This is a genomic window from Hydrophilobacter chitinilyticus (genome assembly GCF_049860745.1).
Lineage (GTDB): Bacteria > Pseudomonadota > Gammaproteobacteria > Burkholderiales > Burkholderiaceae_C > Rhodoferax_B.
The window spans coordinates 1,983,295-2,006,508 of record NZ_CP187561.1 but is presented as its reverse complement, the minus strand read 5'-3'; the positions used below and the strand labels follow the sequence as shown (position 1 = coordinate 2,006,508).

The following is a 23,214-nucleotide window of genomic DNA, read 5'->3' as shown; positions in this document are numbered from 1 at the left end:
GTCAAAGCACCCTGGATAAGAAAGCCTGCGCGCGTTCGTGGCGCGGGGCCGAGAAAAACTGTTCTGGCGGGGCCTCTTCCATCACCACACCTTCGTCCATGAAAACCACGCGGTCGGCCACTTCGCGGGCGAACGACATTTCGTGCGTGACCAGCACCATGGTCATTCCGTCAAGCGCCAGGCCCTTGATCACGTCAAGCACGTCGCGCACGGTTTCCGGGTCCAGCGCCGAGGTCACCTCGTCGAGCAACAACACCTTGGGCTGCATGGCCAGCGAGCGCGCAATCGCCACTCGCTGCTGCTGGCCGCCCGACAAGGTCATGGGCATGGCGTCCTGCTTGGCCAGCAGGCCCACACGGTCGAGCAGCTTGCGGGCGGTTTCCACTGCGGCTTCACGCTTGGTGCCGCGCACCAGCATTGGCGCTTCGATGATGTTTTGCAGCACCGTCTTGTGTGGCCAGAGGTTGAACTGCTGAAACACCATGCCGATCTCGGCACGCTGGCGGTTCATGTCGGCCTCGGGGCGGCGCTGCAGCTTGCCGCCCTTGCCTTGCACATAACCCAAACGCTCACCATCAACAAACACTTCGCCGGAAGTGGGCGCCTCCAGAAAGTTCAGGCAGCGCAGCACCGTGCTCTTGCCCGAACCACTGGGGCCGATGAGCGTGACCACTTCGCTCGCCGCTACATCGAGGTTGATGCCCTTAAGGATCTCGTGTTCGCCATAACGCTTGGTGAGTTGCCGCACCGACACCATCGGCCTTGCCGCACCGGGCACGACAGCGGCAACGGAGGCGACAGCGGCGAGTGCGCTCGCAGGGTTCTGGCTCATGGCTGCATCCAGCTGTCAGGCAGCGCGGCGGTGGGTGCGCCCAGCCATTTCTTCTGCACGGCAGCCAGGGTGCCATCGGCCTTGGCGTCCATCAAAATCTTGTTGACGGCGGCCAGCAGCGCGGTGTCTTCCTTGCGGATCGCCACGCCGAAATACGACTTGTCGCCCAGGCCATCGATGATCTTGAACGCGCCTGGCTTTTGCACCATGTAGCCGCCCATGATGGGGCGCGGCAGCATCACGGCGTCGATGTTCTTGTTGGTCATTTCGACGAACATCGATGGGAAGTCGTCATAGGTCTTCACCGTGGGGGCGGCCAGGTTCTTGGCGGCCATCTTGGCGGCGAAGCCCTTGGCAAAGTCCACCGTGTTGGTGCCCAACAGTACACCAATGGTTTTGCCCGCCAGGTCGTCCGGCGACTTGATGGCGGCGTTGCCCGCCGTGGCGGCCGCCACCAGCGAAGCATCGCCATAGGGGGTGGAGAAATTCACACGCTCGGCACGCGCCTTGGTGGCTGTCATGCCACTCATGATCATGTCGAAGCGTTTGCTCAGCAGCGCCGGGATGATGCCGGGCCAAGGCGTCTCCACCATCTCGAGTTTGACGCCGAGCTTTTGCGCAATCAGCGCGTTCAGATCGGCATCTTGGCCGACGATCTTGCCGCCTGGCTCTGACGAGATGATGGCGCCCGCGCCACCGGCTTCGACGCCCACCGTCAGGGTGCCGCGCTGGCGCACGTCATCCAGCGTGTCGGCATGCGCCGCAAAGACAAAGCTGAGGCAAAGGCTTGCCAGGGTTTTCAAAAGGAGGGAGCGTGAAGTCATGGCCTGGATTCCGATGGATTGAACAAAGTGCCCACCGGCCACTGAGCTGGGGGCGTTCGTCATGTCGCACTTGGTATGCAATCTCACGACACATGCCATGCCAGCAGATTCCATGCCAAGAAAAAATCATATTGAATGCCATAAATCACATGATTGCATGCAATGTTGCGCATGCTTGTGGTGCAAATGACCAGGCTGCGTGAGCGCGGATGGTGCAGAGGGCTCAGGGCTGGTGCGCAGGGGCATTCCGCCAAAACTGCATCGCAATTTGCCAGTTCTTCACGCCAGAAAAAACCAGACCCCAGACTTTGGCAGGTCAAGCCTTGCCCATATACATTGCCGATATAGTATGCAATTTATGCCCTTCTAACGCCCATGCTCCCCGCCGTTGAACCACCCCGTCGCCGCGTTCAAAAAACGACTGCTGCGCCCGCGCTCAGCACCGATCAAATCTACGAACGCATCCGCACGGCCATCCTCGAACACCGCCTGGTGCCCGGCACCCAGTTGGTCGAAGACAAGTTGGCCAGCATCTTCGAGGTGAGCCGCACCAAGGTGCGCGAAGCCACCGTGCGCCTGGTGCACGACCGCATTGCCACCAACATTCCCAACCGGGGCGCCTTCATCGCCAGCCCCACGCCACAAGAAGCGCGCGATGTGTTCACCGCACGCCGCTTGATCGAGCCCGGCCTGGTGCGCATCACCGCTGAAAAAGCCACGCCCCGGCACATCAGCGCGCTGCGCACCCACGTGGCGCGCGAGGCGAAAGCGCGTGCCAGCGGCAACGCCACCGCGCTGCTGTTGCTCACCGGCGAGTTCCACCTGCTGCTGGCCGAGGTTGCCGGCAACGGCGTGCTCGAGCGCACGCTGCGCGAGCTGGAGTCGCTGACCTGCTTGTGCATGATCTTGTACGACGCGCCGGGCTCACCCAGTTGCGCGCCCGACGAACACGACCGCTTGATCGACGCCATCGAAGCCCACGACGCCGACCGCGCCGCCCAACTGATGCTGCACCACCTGGAACACATCGAGGCGGGCCTGAATCTTGCGCCGCGGCAAGAGGCCGAACTCTCGCTGGAATCAGCGTTTCGTTAGATTGAATAAACCCCATGCGCATCCTCGTCCTCAACGCCAACACTTCCAGCTTCGTCACCGACAAAGTGGCCGCCGCAGCGCGTGATGCGGCCAGTGCCGGCACCGAGATCGTGCCCGTCACCGGCGACTTTGGCGCGCGCATCATCGCCACCCGTACCGAGCTGGCCATCGCCGCGCATGCCACGGTCGACCTGCTGGCCACCCATGCAGCGGGTTGTGATGCGGTGGTGATCGCCGTGTCCTACGACGTGGCCCTGAGTGCCGCGCGCGAGATGCTGCCGATTCCCGTGGTGGGCATCACCGAAGCCGCATTGCTCACCGCCTGCATGTTGGGTGGCCGCATCGGTGTGCTGGTGTGGGGCCAGCGCGTGTTGCCGGTGTACCAGGAGTTGGTGGCGGGTTACGGCCTCAGCTCGCGCATCGCCGGATGGCGCGCTGTGGAAAGCAGCGCGCCCTACGCCGCTGGCGACCAAAGCGAGGCCGATGCCCTAGCCATCGCCGCCGCGCGAGACTTGATCGAACGCGACGGTGCCGAAGTCATCGTGCTCACCGGCGCGGTGATGGCCGGAGTGCCGCAACGCTTGCAGCCACACCTCGATGTGCCCGTGCTCGACGGCGTGAGCTGCGCCGTGCGCCAGACCGAGCTACTGGTGCGGCAGCGCGCCATCAAGGCTCGCACCGGCAGCTATGCCGCGCCCGGCCCGCGCGAAACCGTGGGCCTATCGCCCGCGCTGCAAGCCTTCTTTGCCGACCCGCGCTGACCGTGGTCTGATGGCGTTCCAGCCTTCGCGATCGTCGTGTTAGCGTGCGGGTATTTGGTAAAACAGACTCCCCCAACGTTCACGGTACCGCCCAACACCGCAAAGGAGTGACGACCGCATGACCGCGCCCGATTCAGCATCTCCTCAGCCTGCGTCTTCCAGTTCACCATCCGCCACCCCACCCGCTGCCCCACCCGCCATCGGCCTCGGCAGCGCAGCGCGCGACCTCTATCGTGCACTTTGGGCCCATGCGCACGGTGTGCGTGGTCAATTGCTTGGGGCGGCTGGGCTGCTGTCGGCGGCGCAACTGTTGCGGCTCACCATGCCGTGGCTGGCAGCGCAAGCCATCAACGCGCTGCAGCAAGACAACCTTGCCGCTGCGGGCCGCTGGATCGTCTACCTGATTGGCATCTATCTGCTGTCGTGGCTGTTGCATGGCCCGGGCCGGGTGCTGGAGCGCAACGTGGGTGTGCGGGTGCGCGAGCGCCTGGCCGACCAGCTCTACGCGCGCATTGCCGCTGCACCTTTGGCTTGGCGCGACGGCCGGCATTCTGGCGAGTTGCAGCACCGCGTGGTGCAGGCCAGCCGCGCGCTGTCCGACTTCGCCCAAAACCAATTCGGCTACCTGCAAAGCGCGTTCAATTTTGTTGGGCCCATCGTCGCGCTGGCCTTGCTCTCGCGCACCAGCGGCGCGATCGCGGTGACGGGTTATGTGGTCATCGCCATCATCATCCTGCGCTTTGACCGCATCCTGATGCAGCTCGCCCGCGCCGAGAACGACGCCGAGCGCCGCTACGCCGCCGCTCTGCTCGACTTTGTAGGCAACGCCGGCACGGTGATCGGCCTGCGGCTGCAAGCCGCCTCGCGCAAGCTGCTAGGGCGCCGCATGGATGCGGTGATGGTGCCGTTACGCCGCGCCGTGATGGTCAACGAGGGCAAGTGGTTTGCGGTGGACCTGCTGGGCATGGGGCTCACATGGATTTTGGTGGTGGTCTATGTGCTGCAGTCGCGCCAGCCCGGGCAAGCCGTGCTGTTGGGCACGGTGTTCATGATCTACCAATACGCGCAGCAGGCCGCTTCGGTGGTGGGCGCGATGGCGTCCAACTTCCAGAGCTTTGCGCGCATGCACACCGACTACAGCAGCGCCGAGCCCATCTGGCAGGCCCCGGCCGACCCCGACGTGGCCATTCCGGCGGTATTGCCCAACGCGCCCTGGCAAACACTGGAATTACGCGGCGCCACCTGGCGCTATGCCGACGACGCACGTGGCGGCCTGCAGGGCGTCAACCTGTTGCTGCGGCGCGGCGCCCGTGTGGCGCTCATCGGCCCCAGCGGCGGCGGCAAAAGCACGCTGCTGCGCACGCTGGCCGGCCTGTACCAGCCGCAGCAAGGCGAACTGCGGCGCGACGGCACCCCGATGGACTGGGCCGAACTGCGCACCCTGGCCACGCTGATCCCGCAAGAGGCCGAGGTGTTCGAGGCCAGCGTGGAAGAAAACCTCACCTTTGGCGAGCCGGCCGAGGCAACGGCACTGCAGTCTGCCGTGCACACAGGTGTGTTTGACGAAGTGTTGCAACGCATGCCCGACGGCCTGGCCAGCGCCTTAAACGAGCGCGGCAGCAACTTGTCGGGCGGCCAGCGTCAGCGCCTCGCGCTGGCCCGTGGTGCGCTGGCGGCACACGGCAGCTCGCTGTTGTTGCTGGATGAGCCCAGCAGCGCATTGGACCCATTGGCCGAGGGTCAGGTGTTCGACCGCATCGTGGCCGCCTTCCCTTCAGCGTGCATCGTGGCCTCAGTGCACCGGCCCAGCCTGCTGGTGCGGTTTGACACCATCGTGGTCGTGGAAGCGGGCCGCGTGGTCGATGCGGGGCCTCGCGACGAGGTGCTGGCCAGACGCAGCCACTGAGCCTGGCGAAAGCCCTGCTCTACCCCAGCGCCGCAATCACCTCGGGCGGCGCCTGCACCAGCTCGATCAACACACCTTCACCGGCGATCGGAAATTGGTCATTGCTCTTGGGGTGCAGAAAACAAATGTCGTAGCCCGCAGCGCCCGGGCGTATGCCACCGGGGGCGAAGCGCACACCCTGCGCGGTGAGCCATTCCACCGCCACGGGCAGGTTGTCGATCCACAGGCCCACGTGGTTCAGCGGGGTGGTGTGCACGGCCGGTTTCTTCTCGGGGTCGATGGGTTGCATCAAGTCGACTTCGACCTTGTAGGGGCCACGGCCGATGGCGCAAATGTCTTCGTCCACGTTCTCACGTTCGCTGACGAAGTTGCCGGTGACTTCCAGGCCCAGCATGTCGACCCACAGTGTCTGCAGGCGCTTTTTGTCTGGCCCGCCGATGGCGATTTGCTGGATGCCCAGCACCTTGAAAGGACGTTGCAAACTTTGGGCGGGGGTTGTCATACACACACTCCTTCCATCTTGCTGGTGGCCACACCTTGCGAAGTCTTCAAGCCCAGCTTGTCGATCAGCGCCAAGTCGGCCGTCACATCGGGGTTGCCGGTGACGAGCAACTTGTCTCCATAAAAAATCGAATTGGCCCCGGCCATGAAACACAGCGCCTGCACCGCCTCGCCCATTTGTTGGCGCCCAGCCGACAAACGCACACGCGCCAGCGGCATGGTGATGCGTGCTGCGGCAATCACGCGCACAAACTCCAGCGGGTCTAGCGGCGGTGAATCGGCCAACGGCGTGCCGGCCACCCGCACCAGGTTGTTGACCGGCACCGACTCAGGGTAGCTGGGCTCCAGGTTGGCCAACTGCGCCAACAGGCCAGCACGTTGCGCACGCGTTTCGCCCATGCCCACAATGCCGCCGCTGCACACCTTCACACCCGCATCGCGCACCCGTTCCAACGTGTCGAGCCGGTCTTGGTAGACCCGCGTGTCGATGATGTCGCCATAGAAGTCGGGCGCGGTGTCGAGGTTGTGGTTGTAGTAGTCGAGCCCGGCGTCGCGCAACTGCTCGGCGTGGCCGTCTTCCAGCATGCCCAGCGTGGCGCAGGTTTCCATCCCGAGGTCTTTCACGGCGCGCACCAGCTCCGCCACGTTTTCCACGTCACGGTCTTTCGGGCTGCGCCAAGCCGCGCCCATGCAAAAGCGCGTGGCGCCTGCGGCCTTGGCTGCCGTGGCGGCCTGCACCACGGCGTCCACCGCCATCAACTTGCTGGCCTTCACCCCCGTGTCGTAATGCACCGACTGAGGGCAATAACCGCAGTCTTCCGGGCAGCCACCGGTCTTCACCGACAGCAAGGTCGACAACTGCACATCGCCTTCAGGGAAGTGTTCGCGGTGCACGGTTTGCGCACGGAACATCAGTTCCATGAAGGGCAGCGCCAGCAGCTCTTCAATGGCATCCACAGTCCAACGTTGTGGAGCCTCTGGAGCAACCTTGGGCACACGGCGTACAAACTGGAGCGGCTTCTCTGCAAAAGATTCGGTCACGGTCATCTTGGGTCAAACACTTTCTTCAAGTTCAAATGCGGACGACGGCATTTAAACGAATTCGACTATGGGCTGGTCTACGCTGAGGGATTCACCTTTCGCCGCCAGCACCTTACCCACCACACCATCGGCAGTGGCGAACAACACGTTCTCCATCTTCATGGCTTCAATCACCGCCACGCGCTCACCCGCCTGCACCTTCTGGCCGGGCTGCACCGCCACGTCTACCAGCAAGCCAGGCATGGGCGACAACACAAAACGGCTCATGTCCGGCGGCGCCTTGTAGGGCATGAGCGCCTGCAACTCGGCCATGCGGGGCGACAACACCAGCGCATCGAGTTGCGTGCCGTTGTGCGCCACACGCATGGCCAGCGGATTGCGCAACACGGCACCCGTGCCACTGTTGCCGCCGCGCTCGATCTGCGCGGTAAAGGGTTGCTCGTCACAAAAGCCCTGAATGCGTATGGCGCTGAGCCGCGCCTTGCTGCTGAAGTGATAGCTATGTCCGTTCACCAACACTGTGCTCGCGCCCGACTTTTCATCAAACTCACTGACCTTCACCGGGTGCTGCACATTCTTGCCACCGGCGCCCAGCGCCACCACCACAAAGTCCTCGCCCACTTCGACTTCATGGCCGGCCATCTGGCCGCTGATGCCGGTGGCACGGCCGCGGTAACGGCGGTGCACAAAGGCGGCCAGCGCCACCAGAAAATCGGGGTTGGGGTGCGGCACATCTTCGGCGTGAAAACCAGCGGCGTAGTTCTCGGCAATGAAGCCGGTGTTGAAGTCGCCGGCCACAAACTTGGGGTGCGCCAGCAGCGCCGCCTGGAACGGAATATTGCTGCTCACCCCACGGATCACAAAGCCGTTCAAGGCCTCGCGCATCTTCGCAATCGCCTCGGCGCGGTCGCGCCCGTGCACGATAAGCTTGGCGATCATCGAGTCGTAAAACATCGGAATCTCGCCGCCGTCCTGCACGCCCGTGTCGACGCGCACACCTTGCAGCGCGGCCGTGTCTGAGGCCCACATGGTTTGCGTCGGCGGCTGAAAACGCACCATCCGGCCGGTGCTGGGCAAGAAGTTACGGAACGGGTCTTCGGCATTGATGCGGCATTCGATGGCCCAGCCGTCGCGCTTCACCTCGGCTTGCGTCAACGGCAGCTTTTCACCTGCAGCCACACGAATCATCAGTTCCACCAAATCAAGGCCAGTGATGCACTCCGTCACCGGGTGCTCCACCTGCAGGCGGGTGTTCATTTCCAGGAAGTAAAAGCTCTGGTCTTTGCCGACGACAAACTCCACCGTGCCCGCGCTTTGGTACTTCACGGCCTTGGCCAGTGCCACGGCTTGTTCACCCATGGCTTTGCGCGTCGCGTCGCTGATGAAGGGTGATGGGGCCTCTTCAATCACCTTCTGGTGGCGGCGCTGGATGGAGCACTCGCGCTCGTTCAGGTACAGCACGTTGCCGTGCGCGTCGCCCAGCAGTTGGATCTCGATGTGGCGCGGCTCTTCGACAAACTTCTCGATGAACACCCGGTCGTCGCCAAAGCTGTTGCGCGCCTCGTTGCGGCACGAGGTGAAACCTTCGAAAGCTTCTTTATCGTTGAACGCCACACGCAAGCCCTTGCCGCCGCCGCCCGCGCTGGCCTTGATCATCACCGGGTAACCAATGCCCTTGGCGATCTCCACCGCGCGCTCAGCGGTGTCGATGGCATCGTTCACGCCGGGAATGCAGTTCACGCCAGCGGCGCCCGCCAGCTTCTTCGATTCGATCTTGTCGCCCATGGCGGCAATCGAGTAATGCTTGGGGCCGATGAAGACGATGCCCTCTTCTTCCACACGCTTGGCAAACGCAGCGTTCTCGCTCAGAAAGCCGTAACCAGGGTGCACCGCTTGCGCCCCCGTGGCCTTGCACGCAGCAATGATTTTGTCGGCCTGCAAATAACTCTCGCGGCTGGGCGCGGGGCCAATGTGCACGGCCTCGTCGGCCAGCTCGACATGGCGCGCGTCCTTGTCCGCATCGGAATACACCGCCACGGTGGCAATGCCCATTTTCTTGGCGGTGATGATGACGCGGCAGGCGATTTCGCCACGGTTGGCAATCAGGATTTTCGTAAACATGTCTTGTCCTATCGTTATTTGTTCTGCAACTTCTTACGCTGTGCCGTGAAGTCCCACCACGGCTGGCGAGGCCCACCGTTCATGAAGGCATGCGCGGCCAAAAAGGTATCCAACACACAAGGGTCGTGCCGCGCGCCCATGGGGCCGCGCAACGCTTCATATACGCTAACCGGATCCATCTTCTTCACGTCGGCCGGTGTATTGATGCCCAAGCCACGCAGGTCTTGCGCGATGGATGCGCCGATGTTCGGAATGTCCGTCAGCACGCGGGCTTCAGTACAGGTGTTGGCTTTGGGCATGGCGTTAAAACTCTCTGAAAAGCTTGCCAGCCAACACCGCAAAATACTCGCGAGTCCAGGCGTTGTAGCGCATGTACAGCGGCGTGGGCGCACCCGCCGTCGCCACCTGGCTAAACCCCAGCTTCTCGGCAATCCAGCCCGCGCGAATGGTGTGGAAATCGCTGGTCACAATCAACAGCGGAGCCGCAGCATCCATACCGTGCTCTGCGAGCACACGGGCAGAAAACATCAGGTTTTCATGCGTGCTGGTGCTTTTCTCTTCCAGCAAGATCCGCTCTCGCGCCAAGCCTTCAGCCTGCAGATAGCCGCCCATCACCAGCGCTTCGGATTTGGTTTGCCCCAAGTCTGGCCCACCGCTGACCACCACCAATGCCTGCGGGTATTGATGCGCCATGCGCAGCGCTAGGTTCAAGCGCTCCGTCAAAGTGGGTGAAGGTTTGGCGTTCGGCGTGCTTGACCCCAACACCACGATGGCACGAGGTTCAAGCGCCGCACTGTCGTGGTTCAACACGCTGAAGAGCCACGCAAAAAAAGCAGCCAAGCTCAGCAGCCAAACGACAGCGGCCCGCTGGCCCCACCTCCAAAACTTGAAGCGTTGTGGGCTGGCCTGTAGCCACGCATGCCACCGGCGGCCAAAGAGCGCCAAGCCCAACAACACGCTGCCCACAAACGCGGGCACCATCACGCCCACATGGGTCACGTTGACGGACACCAAATACACACTGTCCAACACCAACAGACTTCCCAACGCCAGCATGAGCCAGCGCACCGGAGCGGAAGCAGAGCGGGGTTGATGCAAGTTGAAATTCATGGTTTCACATGAGCCAACAGCAGCGAGGCAAAACGCTGCGGTTGCTCCAAATCCGGAAAGTGGCCGCAGTCGTCGAACAACTGGACTTGTGCTTGCGGCATGTCTTGTTGGACGGCATGCGAATGGGTGTGTTTGTGCGATCGATCCAGGCTACCCCACAACACGGTACAAGCCACGCCCACACCCTTCACGGCCTGAGCAGATTCACGCATCAGGCCTTGTACAACGCCGGCCAACCCAAAGCACGCGCCGCAACGCATGGCTTCGCGAGAGGTTTGTTGGAATGCGCCGGCGTCGGCCCATTTGGGTAGAGCGGCGCGGTACCAGCCGCTCGCCATTTTTTGCTTGAATGCCAATCCCAACAACTGCCCCAAAACTGGCACCGTGATAGGCCATGGCACCACCCGCTCGGTCCAACGGTGCATGGCGGCCAGCGACGGGGTTTGCGACAAGAACAAGCCGTTCACGCGTTCGGGCGCCTTTTGTGCTGCGCGCATGGCATAAAAACCGTTGGCGCAACTCATGGCCAATGTGGCGCGGCCCACGCCGAGCCGGTCCATGACATCCAACATCACTTGTGCGCCGTGGTCTAACGAATGGTTGTAGTCCGCACTGGGAACAGAGAACCCAAAGCCCGGCATGTCGAACACCACGACGCGCAGATGCGGCGCGAGCAATGCCACCAGGGTTTGGTAATGCTCCAACACGTTGGGGCCATCTGGCGCGAGCAGCACGCAAGGTTTGTCACCGCCGCTATCCCACACCCGCACACGCCCTGCAGGCAGCTCAAGCCAGCGCACCGGCAATGCGCCTTGGGCATTTTGCCGATACGCGCGAGTAGACCTTTCGGCCGTCCACGCATCCAGGCATGTGCTCAGAGTTGCCACGTGCGCATCCTTAAAGCGGAATGTTGCCGTGTTTGCGCCAGGGGTTTTCCAGCTTCTTCTCGCGCAGCATCACCAGGCTGCGGCAGATGCGTTTGCGGGTTTCACTGGGCAGGATCACGTCGTCGATGTAGCCGCGTGCGCCGGCCACAAACGGGTTGGCGAAACGGGCTTTGTATTCGGCTTCCTTGGCCGCAAGTTTGGCCGGGTCGCCCTTGTCTTCGCGAAAGATGATTTCCACCGCGCCCTTGGCGCCCATCACAGCGATTTCGGCGTGTGGCCAGGCAAAGTTGACGTCGCCGCGCAGATGTTTGGACGACATCACGTCATACGCACCGCCATAGGCTTTGCGCGTGATGACGGTGATCTTCGGCACCGTGCACTCGGCATACGCGTAGAGCAGCTTGGCACCATGTTTGATGATGCCGCCGTACTCCTGGCTGGTGCCGGGCATGAAGCCGGGCACGTCGACAAAGGTGATCACCGGGATGTTGAACGCATCGCAGAAGCGCACAAAACGCGCGGCCTTGATGCTGCTCTTGATGTCCAGGCAACCGGCCAGTACCAAAGGCTGGTTGGCGACGATGCCCACGGTCTGCCCTTCCATGCGCGCAAAGCCGATCAAGATGTTCTTCGCGTACTCTGGTTGCAGTTCAAAGAACTCGGCGTCGTCTACCGTCTTGGCGATCAGCTCGCGCATGTCGTAGGGCTTGTTCGGGTTGTCGGGCACGAGAGTGTCCAAGCTCATGTCCATGCGGTCGGCCGGGTCGTTGCTGGGGCGCACGGGGGCTTTTTCGCGGTTGTTGAGCGGCAGGTAGTTGTACAGGCGGCGCAACATCAGTAGCGCTTCGACGTCGTTCTCGAACGCCATGTCGGCCACGCCGCTGCGCGTGGTGTGGGTGATGGCGCCACCCAGTTCTTCAGCGGTCACTTCTTCGTGCGTGACGGTCTTCACCACTTCAGGCCCGGTGACAAACATGTAGCTGCTGTCTTTGACCATGAAGATGAAGTCGGTCATGGCGGGCGAATACACCGCGCCACCCGCGCACGGGCCCATGATCATGCTGATCTGCGGCACCACCCCGCTGGCCATCACGTTACGCTGGAACACGTCGGCATAACCACCGAGCGAGGCCACGCCCTCCTGGATGCGGGCACCGCCCGAATCGTTCAAGCCAATGACGGGCGCGCCCACCTTCATGGCCTGGTCCATCACCTTGCAGATCTTCTCGGCATGCGCTTCAGAGAGTGCGCCGCCAAACACCGTGAAGTCCTGGCTGAAGACAAACACCAGGCGGCCGTTGATCATGCCGTAGCCGGTGACCACGCCGTCGCCGGGGATCTTTTGGCCTTCCATGCCGAAGTCGGTGCAACGGTGCTCGACGAACATGTCCCACTCTTCAAACGTGCCTTCGTCGAGCAGCAGTTCCAGACGTTCACGCGCCGTGAGTTTGCCTTTGCCGTGCTGTGCGGCAATGCGTTTTTCGCCGCCACCGAGGCGCGCAGCGGCACGTTTTTTTTCGAGTTGTTCAAGAATTTCTTGCATGCAATGTCCCCATCAAAAAGTCTGTAGCCAGGTGGCGAGAAAGGTGCCCATGTGGTGCAGATTGACCACATCGCGCCCCCAGTTGCGCCGGTTTGGAAAGAGCCGCAGCCACGTCAAATGGCGGGCGTTGCGGTGCATCAGTTGGCTCACGGCCGCCGTTTGCGCATCGACCATCTGGTTCCAGATCGGCAGCATTTGCGGCGCCAGCGCGTGCAGAAAAAGAATGCACGAATACAGATAGGCGAACCAGTCGCGCATCTGTGCGGTGGTGAGGTCCATCACCTCCAGCGGGTCGTCTTCGAAGTCGATGAACCACACCTGCCCTTCGTGCCAGATCAGGTTGCGTGCAAAGCCCTGGCTGAGGTACTGGCCGCGACGGTGCAGGTCGGCCAAGGCCTCCAGCCCCATCTTCCACATGCGCAGGCAATGTTCGGGCGAGAGCTTGTATTCGTCGAGCTTGATCTCGTCGACCAGCGTGCGTTTGCCCAGGTATTGCATGACCAGATAGTCGGGGGCTTCGTGCAGCACCTTGGGCACGGGCACACCCGCAGCGCGCAACGCACGCAAGCGCGTGGCCTCCACCGTTTGCGCCTGGCTGCCGCCATACGCCGGTGCAGCTTTGAGAAGCGGCACACCCGTCAACCACGCCATGCCGTTGAGCAACCGGTAACCCCAGCCACTGCGCAGCGGCCTCTGCCCCTTGACCAGCAAGCGGCCGTCCGGCGTGTCCAGCACCTCGACGCGGTTGCGCCTCCAGCCTTGCGAAGCGTCGATCTGCGCGAGCGTGGCGGTGCTCAGTGGCATGACGCATCTCCGATTCCCCCCGCGTTTGGCTGCGCGCCATCGTCGGCTTGGGCCGCCAGCGCCAACAAACGGCGGGCAGCAGTAGATGCTGCCAAGTCGCCGTCGAGCACCTGTTGCTGCAACAGCGGCAATTGCGAGCGCACGCCGGGGTGCGCTCGAAACGCTTGCTTCAGCCCAGCCTCGATGCGCTCCCACATCCAGGTTTGTGCTTGGCGTTGGCGTTTGGCGGCAAATTGCTGGTTGGCTGTTTGCAGCCGTTGAAACTCTTGCACCGCCGCCCAAAATGCTGATACGCCTTGACCCAGCAGCGCACTGAGTTGCATCACTTGCGGATGCCAGAACGTGACGTCGTTTTGCGCCTGGTGTTGGTGATGGCCGTGCGAACCGAACAGGCGCATGGCCGAAGTGATCTGCGCCTGCGCGCGTGTGGCCGCATCGGCATCGATGTCGGCTTTGTTGATCACCACTAGGTCGGCCAGTTCCATGACGCCTTTCTTGATCGCCTGCAGGTCGTCGCCTGCGTTCGGCAGTTGCATCAGCACGAACATGTCGGTCATGTTGGCCACCGCCGTTTCCGACTGGCCCACACCCACCGTTTCCACCACCACCACGTCGTAACCTGCGGCTTCGCACACCAGCATGGCTTCGCGGGTTTTCTCGGCGACGCCACCCAGCGTACCACTGGAGGGGCTGGGGCGTATGTAAGCCTTTTCCTGCACCGAAAGCTGCTCCATGCGCGTTTTATCGCCCAGGATGGAGCCGCCCGATACGGAACTGGAAGGGTCGATGGTGAGCACCGCCACGCGGTGGCCTTTTTCAATCAGATACAAGCCTAGCGCTTCAATGAACGTGGACTTGCCCACGCCAGGCACACCGCTGATACCCAGCCGCAATGCGCGGCCAGTGTGGGGCAACAACGCAGCCAACAATGCATCGCCTTGCAAGCGATGGTCGGCGCGGGTGGATTCGAGCAGCGTGATGGCTTTGGCGATGGCGCGGCGTTGCGCCATGCCGGTAGCCGTGTCAGGCAAGATCGCCGCAATCGCGCGTTGCAGATCCATTAGCCGCCTGCCTCGCTCACTATGCGCTGATACAACACCTGCCCCACGCGTTCGATGTGCGCTCGCAATGCCGAGTCTTCAATGTGCGCGAACAACGAAAGATCAATCTTGTAGGGCAGATCCAACGCATCCATTTCGCGGTCGATGCGCAGCAGATCTTCATTGGTCAGCGCATCACCAAACAAGGTCAAGTCAATATCGGAGCCCGGCCGAAAATTCCCCTTGGCGCGCGAGCCATAGATGTCGGCATGCAGCACACCCGGGTGCCGCGCCAGCACAGTTTGCAAAGCCAGCAAACTTGCGGGTGGCAAACCAAATCGAGCCGAGGAATCAGACACCGCGCAAGCTCTCCATCTTCAGGGCAAAAGCCGAGAACAACGCTGCGTAGCGCTGTGTAATGCGCTCCACCAATGCCACCGCCGTGGCACGGTTATAGGTATGCGACGACTGGTTGCGGCTTTGGATCATCTCCATCCAGCTCTCGCCATCAACCACCAAACCCACAGAAAACGCTTGCCGCGTGGCATCGCGTGAACCGGTGATCTGGCTAGCACCTTGGTAGGCGAAGTAGTCTTTCATCACGTTCCAAGCCAGTTCATGCGTGAATTCAAACGCTTGAATCAGGCCTTGCTGTTCCAGTTCGGAGAGTGGGCGCGTAGCGCTCAAGTCCACAGCCGATTGCAACTGTTGCAATGCTCGGCCGTAATTGTCTAGGCGTTGCTGCCAGCGGATGTCGGGGGCATTCATAGGATGTGAGGTGTTCAAGTAGTCAGCTTTAGACGGGCATAGGCATGGTAGGCCCAGACGATGCAGCCTCCATCACCTGCCAGCGGTAATGCACATCCACACCCTCTTCGCCTTCCAGCACAAAGCCGTGGCGCAGATAAAAGCGGTTGGCGTCGCTGAGTTGGAGGGCGGTGAGTTTGATGCCCAAACCACGTGCGCGCGCTTGCTCTTGCGCCCACTGCAGCACCAAAGCGCCGATGCCCTGGCCATGGAAACCGTGGCGCAAATAGAGATGATCCAGCCGCAGCGCATCGCTGTCCTCAGGCTTTAGCGTGACGAAGCCAATGCGCTCGCCGTCCCACACAATGTGTTGCATGAACGCGGGCACAAAACCCTGCGTGAGGCGCTCGCGCGAGCGCTCGAAACTAAACCGGCCCACACGCTCCAGGCTCGGGCGCATGGCGTCGATGCGCAGCGCCAGCATGGTTTCAAAGTCGCTGTCGACCACGGGCTCAAATCGCAGGCGCTGGTTCACCGACTTGGAAAGAAGATCCACCGTCACCGTTGCACTCTCTCGGCTCAGGCGGCCACCGCCGCGCGGATCTGCTCCAGCACATCTTTGGCGCTGGCCGGGATGGGCGTGCCTGGCCCGTAGATGCCTTTGACGCCCGCCTCGTACAACATCTCGTAATCACCACGCGGAATCACGCCGCCCACAAAGACGATGATGTCGTCCGCACCCTGCTTCTTCAGCTCTTCGATGATGGCCGGCACCAGCGTTTTGTGGCCTGCCGCCAGCGTCGACACACCCACAGCGTGCACGTCGTTTTCAATCGCCTGGCGCGCGCATTCTTCGGGTGTTTGGAACAGCGGGCCCATGTCCACGTCGAAGCCCAAGTCGGCAAAGGCCGTGGCCACCACTTTGGCGCCACGGTCGTGGCCGTCTTGGCCGAGCTTGCTGATCATCACGCGCGGGCGGCGGCCTTGCTCTTCGGCGAAGGTGTTGATCTCGGCTTTGAGGGCATCCCAGCCTTCGGCTGAGTCGTACGCCGCAGCATAGACGCCGGTGACCTTTTGCGTATCGGCACGGTGGCGGCCGAATGATTTCTCCAATGCATCCGACACTTCGCCCACGGTGGCACGCAAACGCACAGCGGCGATGCTCAGCGCCAGCAGGTTGCCTTCACCCGACTCGCCAGCAGCGGTGAGGGCCTCCAACGCGGCTTGCACTTTGACGTTGTCGCGTGTGGCGCGCACTTGCTGCAGGCGCGCCACTTGTTGTTCGCGCACTTTGACGTTGTCGATGGAGAGGCTGTCGATGGCGTCTTCGGTTTTCAGCTTGTATTTGTTGACGCCGACGATCACGTCTTTGCCGGAGTCGATGCGCGCTTGCTTTTCGGCGGCGGCGGCTTCAATTTTCAGCTTGGCCCAGCCGCTGTCTACCGCGCGCGTCATGCCGCCCATGGCATCGACTTCTTCGATGATTTTCCACGCGGCATCGGCCATGTCTTGCGTCAGCTTTTCCATCATGTAGCTGCCCGCCCAGGGGTCGACCACGTTGGTGATGTGGGTCTCTTCCTGGATGATGAGTTGCGTGTTGCGCGCAATGCGCGCGCTGAACTCGGTGGGAAGCGCAATGGCTTCGTCCAGCGCGTTGGTGTGCAGGCTTTGCGTGCCGCCAAACACGGCCGCCATGGCCTCGATGGTGGTGCGTACCACGTTGTTGTACGGGTCTTGCTCGGTCAGGCTCCAGCCGCTGGTTTGGCAGTGGGTGCGCAGCATCAGGCTCTTGGGCTTCTTGGCGTCAAAGCCCTTCATGATGCGACACCACAACAGGCGCGCGGCGCGCATCTTGGCCACTTCCAGATAGAAGTTCATGCCGATGGCCCAGAAGAACGACAGCCGCCCGGCGAACTCGTCCACGTCCATGCCTTTGGCGATGGCCGTCTTCACGTACTCTTTGCCGTCGGCCAGGGTGAAAGCCAGCTCCAGCGCCTGGTTGGCGCCGGCTTCCTGCATGTGGTAACCCGAGATGCTGATCGAGTTGAACTTGGGCATGTTCTGCGCCGTGTACTCGATGATGTCGCCAATGATGCGCATGCTCGGCTCGGGCGGAAAGATGTAGGTGTTGCGCACCATGAACTCTTTCAGAATGTCGTTCTGAATGGTGCCGCTCAATTGGTCTTGCGCCACGCCCTGCTCTTCGGCGGCCACCACATAGCCGGCCAGCACGGGTAACACGGCGCCGTTCATGGTCATGGACACGCTCACCTTGTCGAGCGGAATCTGGTCGAACAGGATCTTCATGTCCTCGACCGAGTCGATGGCCACACCGGCCTTGCCCACGTCGCCGGTGACGCGCGGGTGGTCGCTGTCGTAGCCACGGTGCGTGGCCAGGTCGAAAGCCACGCTCACGCCCTGCCCGCCAGCAGCCAAAGCTTTACGGTAGAACGCGTTGGATTCTTCGGCGGTGGAGAAGCCCGCGTATTGGCGAATGGTCCAGGGGCGCACCGCGTACATGGTGGCTTGCGGGCCGCGAATGTAGGGCTCAAAACCCGGCAAGGTGTTGGTGTACTGCAGGTCGGCCACGTCGGCAGCGGTGTAGAGCGGCTTGACGGTGATGCCGTCGGGCGTGACCCAGTTCAGCGCTTCTACCGCGCCGCCCGGGGCTGACTTGGCGGCGGCTTTGGTCCAGGCGGCGAGATCTGCGGATGCAAACTCAGCGGGCGTCTGAGAAGACTCGGTTGGCTGTGAAGACGACGAACCTGGAGACAAATCTTGGGTCATGGCTGAGCACTTTTTAGCGTTAGTTGAAGTCTACCGCATTCATAATTATGAATGCAAAATAAAAAATTAACCTAGAATTCCGCTATGCCTGCCCTCAACCTCACGCCTCGTCCCCTCTACGAAGAAGTCGCGGAGCGCCTGCGCCAGCGCATTTTCCAGCGCGACCTGGCGCCGGGCAGTTGGATCGATGAGCTGAAGATTGCCGAAGAGTATGGCATCAGCCGCACGCCATTGCGAGAGGCGCTGAAGGTGCTGGCCACCGAGGGTTTGATCACCATGAAGGTGCGGCGCGGCGCTTATGTGACCGAGGTATCGGAGCGCGACCTGCGCGAGGTCTACCACCTGATGAGTTTGCTGGAAAGCGACGCCGCCGCCGTGGTGGCCACGCGCGCCACTGCGGCGCAACTCGCCGAGTTACAGGCTTTACATGCTGAATTGGAAGCTGCCGTGGACGACCAAGTGCAGTTCTTCGCCATCAACGAGCGGTTTCACATGCGCCTGCTGGAGATTGCCGACAACCGCTGGACCAACCAGATGGTGACCGACCTGCGCAAGGTGATGAAGCTGAACCGGCACAACTCGTTGTTCAAGTCAGGGCGCATTCACGAGTCGCTGATGGAGCACCGCAGCGTGATGGAAGCGCTACAGCAACGCGACCCGGACGCCACCCTGCAGCGCATGCGGGCACATTTTGCGAATGGGTTGGAGGCGGCGGTTTAGTTCAACTGCACCGTCTGTTTGCTATTGATAACGTAGCTGCTTGCGCTGATCCAGCAAGCGCAAGCAGCTAATTTCTCTTAAGACTTACGCCGCGACTGGGACGGCTACATCGGCGTCTGCCTCGCGCCGCAGCGTGAGTTGCGCCAAACGCATCACGTCACGCGCGGGCATGGCCTTGAGCTTGTGGTCGCTCCACACCTGGCGCCAGCGGCGCGCACCGGGCTGGCCGTGGCGCAGGCCCAACATGTGGCGCGCGATGTTGCCCCAAGGCGTACCGTGCTCGGCGGCCATGCGCTCCATGTAGTCAACCATTTGCAGCTCCACCGCATCACGGTCCAGCGTTTGCGCGGGGGCGCCGAAGAACTGCTCGTCCCAATCGGCCATCAGCCAGGGGTTGTGGTACGCCTCGCGGCCGATCATGACACCGTCGACCTGCGTCAGGTGTTCGGCAATCTCGGCGTTGGTGTTGATGCCGCCATTGATGGCAATGCACAGGTCGGGGAAGTCTTGCTTCAACTGCGCCACCAGGCCATAGCGCAGCGGTGGAATCTCGCGGTTTTCTTTCGGGCTCAAACCCTTTAGCCAAGCGTTGCGCGCGTGCACGATGAAAGTGTTGCAACCCGCGTCTGCCACGGTACCAACAAAGTCGCGCACAAACTCGTAGCTCTCGGTCTTGTCGATGCCGATGCGGTGTTTCACTGTGACGGGCACGTCCACCACGTCGACCATCGCCTTCACGCAGTCGGCCACCAATTGCGGCTCCGCCATCAGGCACGCGCCAAACGCACCGCGCTGCACACGTTCGCTGGGGCAACCGCAGTTAAGGTTGATCTCGTCGTAACCCCACTCCTCACCTAACTGTGCGCACATGGCCAAGTCGGCCGGCTCGCTACCACCGAGCTGCAGAGAAACCGGATGCTCCTGCTCGTTGTAGCGCAGGTGGCGCGGCACGTCGCCGTGGATCAACGCGCCCGTGGTCACCATCTCGGTGTAGAGCAAGGTGTGGCGCGTGATCAGGCGGTGCATGTACCGACAGTGAGCGTCGGTCCAATCCATCATCGGAGCCACACTTAGGCGATTGGCGGGGAAAGTGATTGATTTCATTGTTAATTGATCGGCTTGCGGCAGACTGTTAGGGCTGTTTTGCGCAACTTCGCAGAGATGCTTTTCCCCAGATCCAGACGGTGTATGGAAGCACTTGCTCGGACGATTCCATCTGAAACACCCAACGTGCTGAAGAAATTTGCCGAAGCCTAATGGGGCCGTATTTTCCTCTAAAGCACTTACCGGCACACGCTGGAAGGGCAAACCAAAGCCCTGTCGGTACACCAGCCCCCCATACTAAAACCGCAGTCCTCCACAGCACATCGCAAGGAACGCGGTCTGGAGGATCAGTGGATATCTGCGTTGGCTTATTAAAACATCACATAAAACAAAATTATCAATCAATTTATTGAAAGTAAAAAAAATCACTTTCTTCAAATCAATTTAATCAAAATTGAAACAACAAATTTATTAACTTACGTTTTTACAAAACAAGACGAATTTCATAAGACTTCATACCATGCAGCGCCGCATGTCTCATCTATATTCGCGCCGTCATCACTGACGAACCAACACCGATCACCAAAATCATTACATTCAAATTATGAAATCACAAATTAAAACCGGTATTTTGGGCGCACTTTTTTCATTCGCAAGCTTTGCTGCATTCAGTGCCCCAGTAAATCTGGTTTCAAACGGAAGCTTCGAAAATGGATTGACAGATTGGTCCATCAAAGGGACTCAAGGTGCCTTCCCCGTCGTAGCTCTTTACAACGATCGCGCTGCCGCTTATCCGATTGGCGCTTTTGGCGAAGCCATTCCACCAGCCAACAGCACAACACTCAGTCCCGACGCTGCAGGCGCAAGAGCCGCATATTTTGTTGACAACGGAAGCCAAGTCGCTTTGCAACAAACTATTTTCTTGACTGCTGGCCGCTATCGCATCGGTTTTGATGTCTATGCGCCAAAGAATGGTTATGACAACCCGTTCGACGCGATGTTCAGCGCACAGATTGCAGGCGTATCGCTGGCAAACTATGCCGTTTCCAGCAAACCTGCTACGACTTGGCAAAATTACTCTGGACTTGCTGATATTCAGGCAGATGGCGAGTATCTCGTTTCTTTCGCATTCAGCACACCCGGAAAAGGAGCGGCAAAAGACATCGTCCTCGACCGCGTTTATGTACTGGAGAGCGACGAAATCGGTGGCACCCCTATCACCAACAACGTCCCAGAGCCTAGCTCCATTGCCTTGCTGGGGCTGGGACTCGCCGGAGTCATCGGCTTGAAAAAGCGCAAGCCTCAATAACCAGCCTCTTCCCCAAAAACCGCTTCGGCGGTTTTTTTACGCTGGCAGCCAAGGCTACTGTGGGCAAACGAATGAAGTCTGGATCCGCCACGCTCAAACCGCCCACTTTGAAGGCTTTTTCAGCCCGCACTTCAGCCCCCACAAAGCGAATTGGGAGCACCATGGATGGCAGTAACATTGCGCCTCTAGCATCTTCGGTGCCATGGCCTTTTGGAAAAACGGCGTAACACAGCCCACAGGACGACGAGCCCGTATGAACCACAACGACTTCGCCCAGCCCAACGTGGCTGATGGACTTCACACAGCCAACACACGACGCCTACGCAAGACCGCTAGCGTCCTGGCCATCACCTCGTTACTGGCAGCCTGCGCATCTTCCCCTCTGCCGGAATGGAAACCCTACCCCGGTTCGGTCGCGCAAACATCCGCCGCCAAAGCAACCGCGAACCCGGCAACACCAACGACCAAACCAGCAACGGTATTGACGCCATCGGGTGCAGCGGCCGCACCTGTCGAAACAGCGGTTTCGGTGCCCGTTCCCACACCCGGCCAGGGCGAGACCGCCGCTGACGCTCCGCCATACAACGCCGCGGTAGCTGCTCGCTTCCCCGCACCACCGCTGGCCTACGCCACACCTGGCTTGGCGGCCGACCGGACGACGTTCACCACCAATGCCGAAGCGTCGATCTGGTTGCATCAGCTTTCTGCCACCGTCCCCGCAGGCTCCAACACCAAAGCAGTTGTACTGCCATTGGGGACATCCCAAGCGGGAGTGCTACTGGAAGGCTTGCTGCTGACACGCGGTGCCGGCTCCGACCCCGCCAGCGTGCTGGCCACCCAACGCCCCACAGTGCTACTGATCGGCCAACAGCATGGCAACGAGCCTGCAGGAAGCGAGGCCTTATTGGTGTTGGCGCGCGAACTCAGCCAAGGCCTGCTGGAGCCACTGCTCGACCGCGTCAACGTGATCATCGTTCCGCGCGCCAACCCTGACGGTGCCGCCGCCAACACACGCGTCACCGCCAACGGCGTCGACCTGAACCGCGACCACCTGCTGCTGACCACGCCCGAAGCCCGCGCGCTGGCCAAGCTGACGCGCGACTACCAGCCCATCGTGGTGGTCGACGCACACGAATACACCGTGGTGGGCCGCTTCATCGAGAAGTTTGGCGCCATTCAAAAGTACGACGCACTGCTGCAATACGCCATGACGCCGAACTTGCCCGAGTTTCTGCCCCGCGCATCAGAAGAATGGTTTCGCCGCCCGGTGCTCACCGCGCTGAAAAACCAGAACCTCACGCAAGAGTGGTACTACACAACGTCCACCGACCTGGCCGACAAGCGTGTGTCGATGGGCGGCACCCAGCCGGACACCGGGCGCAACGTCAATGGTCTGAAAAACGCTGTCAGCCTGCTGATTGAGACCCGTGGTGTGGGCATTGGCCGCACCCATATCCAACGGCGCGTGCACACCCAGGTCACAGCCATCACCAGCGTGCTGCAAAGCGCGGCGGCCCGTGCCGATGAACTGAACAAGCTGCGCCCTTACATGGAGCGCGAAATCAGCTCCAAGGCGTGCAACGCACCCGCGATTGTGGAGGCAGCCCCCACCAGCACGACTTACGACCTGACCATGCTCGACCCCGACACTGGCGCCGACAAGGTGATCAACGTGGCGTGGAACTCGTCACAAAACCTGCGTACCGTGAAGTCACGCGTGCGTCCCTGTGGCTACTGGTTGTCGCCCAGTTCCACCACCGCAGTTGAACGCCTGCGTCTGTTGGGACTGGAAGTGCAACGCGTCACCGAGTCGAGCTCTCTATTGGTCGACAGCTACCAGGAACAAAGCCGCACGCAAACTGTTCGTGAAGACGTGCGTGGCAGCGTCGCTGGTGGCGGAGATGTGACGCGCGTTGAGGTCAGCCTGAGCAATGGTGTGATCGATGCGCCTGCTGGCAGCTTCTACGTACCAGCCAACCAACCCTGGGGCAACCTGGCCGTGGCAGCCTTGGAGCCCGACACCCAGAACAGTTTCTTTGCCAATCATGTGCTGGACGTTTTGAGTAGCGCCGCACGGGTGATGACAGTGCCTGCATTGAAACTGGAGCCGGTGCCTTAATACAACCAGATGCGATCCCGCTA

General features: G+C 61.3%; 22 protein-coding genes. 6 read left to right on the top strand and 16 right to left on the bottom strand.

Annotated elements, in window-relative coordinates; all coding sequences use genetic code 11:
• Window position 1: 1 nt before the first annotated feature.
• Both ACPWMG_RS09030 and ACPWMG_RS09025 read right to left on the bottom strand, forming a co-directional pair.
• A complete protein-coding gene (locus ACPWMG_RS09030; RefSeq protein WP_483305212.1) occupies window positions 2-757 on the bottom strand; it encodes an amino acid ABC transporter ATP-binding protein in 756 nt (251 codons plus the stop codon).
• A 71-nt stretch (window positions 758-828) separates the two neighbouring features.
• Window positions 829-1,635: a transporter substrate-binding domain-containing protein gene (locus tag ACPWMG_RS09025; RefSeq protein ID WP_483304306.1), complete on the bottom strand. Its 807-nt coding sequence runs from the start codon at window positions 1,633-1,635 to the stop codon at window positions 829-831.
• Window positions 1,636-2,031: 396 nt separating this feature from the next.
• On the opposite strand from ACPWMG_RS09025, the gene ACPWMG_RS09020 reads away from it, so the two are divergent.
• From ACPWMG_RS09020 to ACPWMG_RS09010, 3 genes are all read left to right on the top strand, one after another.
• Window positions 2,032-2,751, top strand: a complete 720-nt coding sequence (locus tag ACPWMG_RS09020; protein ID WP_483304305.1) for a GntR family transcriptional regulator — start codon at window positions 2,032-2,034, stop codon at window positions 2,749-2,751.
• A 14-nt stretch (window positions 2,752-2,765) separates the two neighbouring features.
• Window positions 2,766-3,512 (top strand): aspartate/glutamate racemase family protein, encoded by a 747-nt coding sequence (locus ACPWMG_RS09015; protein ID WP_483304304.1) that lies wholly within the window; start codon window positions 2,766-2,768, stop codon window positions 3,510-3,512.
• Between the two features lie 118 nt (window positions 3,513-3,630).
• Window positions 3,631-5,418, top strand: a complete 1,788-nt coding sequence (locus ACPWMG_RS09010; RefSeq protein ID WP_483304303.1) for an ATP-binding cassette domain-containing protein — start codon at window positions 3,631-3,633, stop codon at window positions 5,416-5,418.
• 19 nt (window positions 5,419-5,437) lie between these two features.
• Here the strand turns inward: ACPWMG_RS09010 and ACPWMG_RS09005 are convergent, their stop codons facing one another.
• From ACPWMG_RS09005 to scpA, 13 genes are all read right to left on the bottom strand, one after another.
• Complete coding sequence (locus ACPWMG_RS09005; RefSeq protein WP_483304302.1) at window positions 5,438-5,920, bottom strand: VOC family protein; 483 nt, start codon at window positions 5,918-5,920, stop codon at window positions 5,438-5,440.
• A complete protein-coding gene (gene bioB, locus ACPWMG_RS09000; protein WP_483304301.1) occupies window positions 5,917-6,960 on the bottom strand; it encodes a biotin synthase BioB in 1,044 nt (347 codons plus the stop codon). Before bioB ends, ACPWMG_RS09005 begins: the two co-directional genes overlap by 4 nt.
• Before the next feature lie 51 nt (window positions 6,961-7,011).
• The gene (locus ACPWMG_RS08995) at window positions 7,012-9,081 is read right to left on the bottom strand and encodes an acetyl-CoA carboxylase biotin carboxylase subunit (protein ID WP_483304300.1); all 2,070 of its coding nucleotides are present in this window, start codon (window positions 9,079-9,081) and stop codon (window positions 7,012-7,014) included.
• Between the two features lie 14 nt (window positions 9,082-9,095).
• A complete protein-coding gene (locus ACPWMG_RS08990) occupies window positions 9,096-9,380 on the bottom strand; it encodes a helix-hairpin-helix domain-containing protein (RefSeq protein WP_483304299.1) in 285 nt (94 codons plus the stop codon).
• A gap of 4 nt (window positions 9,381-9,384) precedes the next feature.
• A complete protein-coding gene (locus ACPWMG_RS08985) occupies window positions 9,385-10,179 on the bottom strand; it encodes a YdcF family protein (protein WP_483304298.1) in 795 nt (264 codons plus the stop codon).
• Between the two features lie 8 nt (window positions 10,180-10,187).
• On the bottom strand, window positions 10,188-11,078 hold the full coding sequence (locus ACPWMG_RS08980) for an alpha/beta fold hydrolase (RefSeq protein WP_483304297.1): 891 nt from the start codon (window positions 11,076-11,078) through the stop codon (window positions 10,188-10,190).
• Between the two features lie 10 nt (window positions 11,079-11,088).
• Window positions 11,089-12,621 (bottom strand): acyl-CoA carboxylase subunit beta, encoded by a 1,533-nt coding sequence (locus tag ACPWMG_RS08975; protein ID WP_483304296.1) that lies wholly within the window; start codon window positions 12,619-12,621, stop codon window positions 11,089-11,091.
• 12 nt (window positions 12,622-12,633) lie between these two features.
• Window positions 12,634-13,425 carry an RIO1 family regulatory kinase/ATPase domain-containing protein gene (locus ACPWMG_RS08970; RefSeq protein ID WP_483304295.1) on the bottom strand — a complete coding sequence of 264 codons (792 nt, stop codon included), beginning with the start codon at window positions 13,423-13,425 and terminating at the stop codon, window positions 12,634-12,636.
• Window positions 13,416-14,486: a methylmalonyl Co-A mutase-associated GTPase MeaB gene (meaB, locus tag ACPWMG_RS08965; protein ID WP_483304294.1), complete on the bottom strand. Its 1,071-nt coding sequence runs from the start codon at window positions 14,484-14,486 to the stop codon at window positions 13,416-13,418. Before meaB ends, ACPWMG_RS08970 begins: the two co-directional genes overlap by 10 nt.
• Window positions 14,486-14,824 carry a nucleotidyltransferase domain-containing protein gene (locus ACPWMG_RS08960; protein ID WP_483304293.1) on the bottom strand — a complete coding sequence of 113 codons (339 nt, stop codon included), beginning with the start codon at window positions 14,822-14,824 and terminating at the stop codon, window positions 14,486-14,488. The genes meaB and ACPWMG_RS08960 overlap by 1 nt, the downstream gene beginning before the upstream one ends.
• Window positions 14,817-15,233: a nucleotidyltransferase substrate binding protein gene (locus ACPWMG_RS08955; protein ID WP_483304292.1), complete on the bottom strand. Its 417-nt coding sequence runs from the start codon at window positions 15,231-15,233 to the stop codon at window positions 14,817-14,819. The genes ACPWMG_RS08960 and ACPWMG_RS08955 overlap by 8 nt, the downstream gene beginning before the upstream one ends.
• A 28-nt stretch (window positions 15,234-15,261) precedes the next feature.
• Window positions 15,262-15,696 carry a GNAT family N-acetyltransferase gene (locus ACPWMG_RS08950; RefSeq protein WP_483305211.1) on the bottom strand — a complete coding sequence of 145 codons (435 nt, stop codon included), beginning with the start codon at window positions 15,694-15,696 and terminating at the stop codon, window positions 15,262-15,264.
• Between the two features lie 95 nt (window positions 15,697-15,791).
• On the bottom strand, window positions 15,792-17,999 hold the full coding sequence (gene scpA, locus ACPWMG_RS08945; protein WP_483304291.1) for a methylmalonyl-CoA mutase: 2,208 nt from the start codon (window positions 17,997-17,999) through the stop codon (window positions 15,792-15,794).
• An 84-nt stretch (window positions 18,000-18,083) separates the two neighbouring features.
• Here scpA and ACPWMG_RS08940 point away from each other — a divergent pair, with 84 nt between their 5' ends.
• Window positions 18,084-18,719, top strand: coding sequence for a GntR family transcriptional regulator (locus ACPWMG_RS08940; RefSeq protein ID WP_483304290.1), 636 nt, complete (start codon window positions 18,084-18,086; stop codon window positions 18,717-18,719).
• A gap of 84 nt (window positions 18,720-18,803) precedes the next feature.
• On the opposite strand, the gene dusA is transcribed toward ACPWMG_RS08940, so the two are convergent.
• The gene (dusA, locus tag ACPWMG_RS08935) at window positions 18,804-19,823 is read right to left on the bottom strand and encodes a tRNA dihydrouridine(20/20a) synthase DusA (protein ID WP_483304289.1); all 1,020 of its coding nucleotides are present in this window, start codon (window positions 19,821-19,823) and stop codon (window positions 18,804-18,806) included.
• Between the two features lie 544 nt (window positions 19,824-20,367).
• On the opposite strand from dusA, the gene ACPWMG_RS08930 reads away from it, so the two are divergent.
• Together ACPWMG_RS08930 and ACPWMG_RS08925 are read left to right on the top strand one after the other, a co-directional pair.
• Complete coding sequence (locus ACPWMG_RS08930; protein ID WP_483304288.1) at window positions 20,368-21,072, top strand: PEP-CTERM sorting domain-containing protein; 705 nt, start codon at window positions 20,368-20,370, stop codon at window positions 21,070-21,072.
• Between the two features lie 253 nt (window positions 21,073-21,325).
• Complete coding sequence (locus ACPWMG_RS08925; RefSeq protein ID WP_483304287.1) at window positions 21,326-23,191, top strand: M14 family metallopeptidase; 1,866 nt, start codon at window positions 21,326-21,328, stop codon at window positions 23,189-23,191.
• The last annotated feature ends 23 nt before the right edge of the window (window positions 23,192-23,214 follow it).

Bases quoted from the DNA above. Each gene is read 5' to 3' on its own strand.
- ACPWMG_RS09030 (WP_483305212.1), bottom strand. From the start codon at position 757: ATGGTGTCGGTGCGGCAACTCACCAAGCGTTATGGCGAACACGAGATC.
- ACPWMG_RS09020 (WP_483304305.1), top strand. From the start codon at position 2,032: ATGCTCCCCGCCGTTGAACCACCCCGTCGCCGCGTTCAAAAAACGACT.
- ACPWMG_RS09015 (WP_483304304.1), top strand. From the start codon at position 2,766: ATGCGCATCCTCGTCCTCAACGCCAACACTTCCAGCTTCGTCACCGAC.
- ACPWMG_RS09010 (WP_483304303.1), top strand. From the start codon at position 3,631: ATGACCGCGCCCGATTCAGCATCTCCTCAGCCTGCGTCTTCCAGTTCA.
- ACPWMG_RS09005 (WP_483304302.1), bottom strand. From the start codon at position 5,920: ATGACAACCCCCGCCCAAAGTTTGCAACGTCCTTTCAAGGTGCTGGGC.
- ACPWMG_RS08995 (WP_483304300.1), bottom strand. From the start codon at position 9,081: ATGTTTACGAAAATCCTGATTGCCAACCGTGGCGAAATCGCCTGCCGC.
- ACPWMG_RS08990 (WP_483304299.1), bottom strand. From the start codon at position 9,380: ATGCCCAAAGCCAACACCTGTACTGAAGCCCGCGTGCTGACGGACATT.
- ACPWMG_RS08975 (WP_483304296.1), bottom strand. From the start codon at position 12,621: ATGCAAGAAATTCTTGAACAACTCGAAAAAAAACGTGCCGCTGCGCGC.
- ACPWMG_RS08970 (WP_483304295.1), bottom strand. From the start codon at position 13,425: ATGCCACTGAGCACCGCCACGCTCGCGCAGATCGACGCTTCGCAAGGC.
- meaB (WP_483304294.1), bottom strand. From the start codon at position 14,486: ATGGATCTGCAACGCGCGATTGCGGCGATCTTGCCTGACACGGCTACC.
- ACPWMG_RS08955 (WP_483304292.1), bottom strand. From the start codon at position 15,233: ATGAATGCCCCCGACATCCGCTGGCAGCAACGCCTAGACAATTACGGC.
- ACPWMG_RS08950 (WP_483305211.1), bottom strand. From the start codon at position 15,696: ATGCTGGCGCTGCGCATCGACGCCATGCGCCCGAGCCTGGAGCGTGTG.
- scpA (WP_483304291.1), bottom strand. From the start codon at position 17,999: ATGACCCAAGATTTGTCTCCAGGTTCGTCGTCTTCACAGCCAACCGAG.
- ACPWMG_RS08940 (WP_483304290.1), top strand. From the start codon at position 18,084: ATGCCTGCCCTCAACCTCACGCCTCGTCCCCTCTACGAAGAAGTCGCG.
- dusA (WP_483304289.1), bottom strand. From the start codon at position 19,823: ATGAAATCAATCACTTTCCCCGCCAATCGCCTAAGTGTGGCTCCGATG.
- ACPWMG_RS08930 (WP_483304288.1), top strand. From the start codon at position 20,368: ATGAAATCACAAATTAAAACCGGTATTTTGGGCGCACTTTTTTCATTC.
- ACPWMG_RS08925 (WP_483304287.1), top strand. From the start codon at position 21,326: ATGAACCACAACGACTTCGCCCAGCCCAACGTGGCTGATGGACTTCAC.